The sequence below is a fragment of the Cetobacterium sp. genome, from assembly GCF_048470075.1.
GTDB lineage: Bacteria > Fusobacteriota > Fusobacteriia > Fusobacteriales > Fusobacteriaceae > Cetobacterium_A.
Genome location: NZ_DBGBQB010000158.1, coordinates 1 through 3,522, shown reverse-complemented (window position 1 = coordinate 3,522; position 3,522 = coordinate 1). Strand labels below are relative to the sequence as shown.

3 protein-coding genes are annotated in these 3,522 nt (G+C 34.2%); 2 read left to right on the top strand and 1 reads right to left on the bottom strand.

The window, feature by feature from the left end:
* Positions 1-853: 3-dehydroquinate synthase (gene aroB, locus ACMOUI_RS05605; protein ID WP_418964754.1), on the bottom strand; the 853-nt coding region annotated here is incomplete at its 3' end.
* A 138-nt stretch (positions 854-991) separates the two neighbouring features.
* Here aroB and ACMOUI_RS05600 point away from each other — a divergent pair.
* Positions 992-2,584 carry an FAD-binding protein gene (locus ACMOUI_RS05600; protein ID WP_418964753.1) on the top strand — a complete coding sequence of 531 codons (1,593 nt, stop codon included), beginning with the start codon at positions 992-994 and terminating at the stop codon, positions 2,582-2,584.
* 102 nt (positions 2,585-2,686) lie between these two features.
* Positions 2,687-3,520, top strand: coding sequence for a zinc metalloprotease HtpX (gene htpX / locus ACMOUI_RS05595; protein ID WP_418964752.1), 834 nt, complete (start codon positions 2,687-2,689; stop codon positions 3,518-3,520).
* Positions 3,521-3,522: the final 2 nt, after the last annotated feature.

The following is a 3,522-nucleotide window of genomic DNA, read 5'->3' as shown; positions in this document are numbered from 1 at the left end:
CATCTGTAATAAAACCTAAAAGTTTAGATATTTCCATTTCAAAGATAATCCCTTTAGCAACCCCTTCTCCATGGGACATATATTGATAATCAAAAATTGTCTCTAAAGCATGACCATAGGTATGACCCAGATTTAAAAAAGCTCTATCCCCTTTTTCAAACTCATCTTTTTCAACAAACTCTTTTTTTATTTTACAAGATTCATAGATCATCTCAATTAAGACCTCAGGTTTTAATTTTAAAATATCTCTATGAGCTTCAGTCAAAAATTTAAAGTAAGATTTATTCTTAGATATAATACTATGTTTAATAACCTCTCCCATTCCAGATTTAAACTGACATGAAGGTAGGGTTTTTAAAAAATCAATATCTATAAGAACACCTATAGGTTGTTTAAAAGATCCGATTAAGTTTTTTCCAAGAGGGTGATTAATTGCAACTTTTCCCCCTATACTAGCATCAACTTGAGCCAAAAGAGATGTAGGAACCTGTAAAAAATCCAACCCTCTCATAAAAGTAGATGCGATGAATCCACCTAAGTCGCATACCACTCCACCTCCAACACATACAATCAAAGAGTTTCTAGAGAAGTTATTTTCTATTAAAAATGAAAAAATTTTCATAGAGGTTTCCATATTTTTGTGGATTTCCCCATCCTCTATCTCATATTTATATGTCTTTTTTTTTGGAAGATTACTAGCAAGTTTATGACTATATAGATTGCCAATGGTTTTATTTGTAAGTAGCAATATTTTATCATAGTTTTCAGTAAACTCATTAAGTCTATTTATTGTATTTTGTCCAATAAGAATGTCGTATGAATTTATAGAAGTCTTCATAACCAGATTTTTCATAATTGGTCTCCTTTTAGTTTAGTATATATATTAAAGTATAATATTTTTATAAAAAAAAAGCAAATTTAGCAAAAAAATGTTTGCATAAAACACAATAAAGCTTATAATATGAACATAAAGAAGATTTCGGAGGGGAAAATGAAAAAGAGAGTACTGTTTTTATTAGCACTTAGTACAATAGTGTTGGCACAGGGTGAAAAAGCCTATATTGGTAAAGGAAATGGCTATGGTGGAGAGTTAAAAGTAAATGTAAAAACTAAGGGAGACGAGATAGTGGATTTAGAGCTGGTATCCCATAAGGAGACTTCACCAGTTGTGAAAAGAGCTTTTCCTATAATTAGAGATAGAATTTTAAAGGCTCAAAGCCCTATTGTAGATAGTGTATCAGGTGCAACTTATACATCTTTTGGTGTAAAAAGAGCTGTGGCTCAAGCACTGAAGGCTCAGGGGAAGGATTATGGGAAAATAACAATGAGCACTAGCGCACCTGAGGAAAAGATAGCTTATTTGGAACCTGTAAATACAGATATAGTAATAGTTGGAGGAGGGCCAGCTGGGCTTGCAGCAGCTATATCAGCAAAAGAAGCGGGAGCTAATAATATAATTTTAGTCGAAAAATTAGATATATTAAGTGGGAATGGAAAATTTGATATGAACTTTTTTGACCTAATAAACTCAGAGGCTCAGAAAAAAAATGGGACATACGATACTGTAGAAGCTTTTGTAAAGGATAAAGCTAATAAAATGGACACAATAGAAAGAACTCAGGCACAAGCAGAGGGAGCATTTAAATTAGATAGTTGGTTAAGAGGAATGGGAATAGAACTAAATCATAACTATGGACTTAGAAATCATATGGCTGAAAAAAATGCCTATGCAGGAGAGGAGATTCAAGATGGACTTGAAAATAGAGCTAAAGAGTTAGGAATAGATATTAGAACTGGAACTAAAGGGATTGATTTAATTGTTGAAAATGGAGAGGTAACAGGAGTTAAAGTTCAAAATAAAAATAAATTTTATGATATAAATGCTAAAGCTGTTATTCTTGCCACTGGAGGTTTCTCTCACAATAAGGAGTTACTTGCAAAGTATGCTCCTGGTTCAGAGACATTGGCTACATCAAATCAGATGTCAGCCACTGGTGACTTTATTCCAGTGTTTGAAAAAAACAATTTAAAAATGGATAATTTAGATGTGTTAAGTATATTCTCTTTTATACTTGTTCCAAGCAGGGATTTAACAGGTGGTGGAGAGGGATATGTTCTAGTAAATCAGGAGGGAGAAACTTTTTTAAAGGATAAACCTACAAGTATGGAAAGAGCTAAATCCATTGAAGCTCAAACAGGTGGATATGCGTACTACATCTATGATCAAGATCTATATGACTCTTTCTATCGTTTACAAAAACATAATAGTTTAGGGCTTCATACAAAAGCTGAAACAATAGAGGAGTTAGCAAAGAAACTAAACATTCCTACAGATGAGTTAAAAAAAGCTACAAAAACATTAAAAAAGAGTGGTCCATACTATGGTGCTAAAGTGCAATCGGCTGTCCATATGACAAAGGGTGGTGTTGTAGCGGATGAAAAGACACAGGTAATAAATACAAAAGGTGAAAAAGTAAAGGGCTTATATGCAGCAGGAGAGGTAACTAGTACAAGTGCAGCATATAGTGCGGCGGTTGTATTCGGTCGTATCGCTGGAGAGGAAGCTGCAAAATCCTTAAAATAGGCAAAAGAAGAGGGATATAGATAGAATTATCCCTCTGTTTATTTACAAAAAATAAAAAATATGATATTTTATAGAAAAGTCAAAAAGACTGGAGGTAAAAAAATGCAAGGTTTAAAAACATTTATATTAATGCTAGTAATGACCTTATTGCTATTATTTATAGGTGGAGCTATAGGTGGAAAAGCTGGGATGACAATAGCCTTAGTTCTAGCAGGAGTAATGAATTTTGTATCATACTGGTTCAGTGATAAAATTGTACTTTCTATGTATGGTGCTCAAGAGTTACCAGAAAATCATAAAGTTTATTGGATAACAAAAAAATTGGCTGAAAGTGCTGGATTACCTATGCCAAAGGTATATATGATAAACCAGAGTCAACCTAATGCTTTTGCAACTGGTAGAAATCCACATCATGCAGCAGTTGCTGTGACAAGGGGGCTAGTGGAACTTATGGACGACAATGAGCTAGCAGGAGTAATAGGACATGAGCTAGGACATGTTTCTCACAGAGATATTTTGATACAAAGTGTGGCAGCTACATTGGCAGGAGCAATAGCTTACATGGCGAATATGGCAAAATGGGCAGCTATATTTGGTGGTGGTAGAAGAGATGATGATGACAATCATGGAGGTATTTTTGGACTTTTAGCAATCAGTATTTTTGCACCATTGGCAGCGATGCTAGTTCAAATGGCAATATCTAGAAGTAGAGAGTATAAAGCTGATAACTTCGGAGCAAAAGTTTGTGGACATCCGAGATATCTAGCAAATGCTTTAAGAAAATTGGAGTCCTATGCTACAAGAATCCCTATGGATGCCGCACCAGCTACAGAAAATATGTTTATTGTTTCCCCATTGGCAGGAAATAAGATGGCCAATCTATTTAGTACACATCCAAGTACAGCGGATAGAATAAGAAGATTGGAAGAGATGTAATA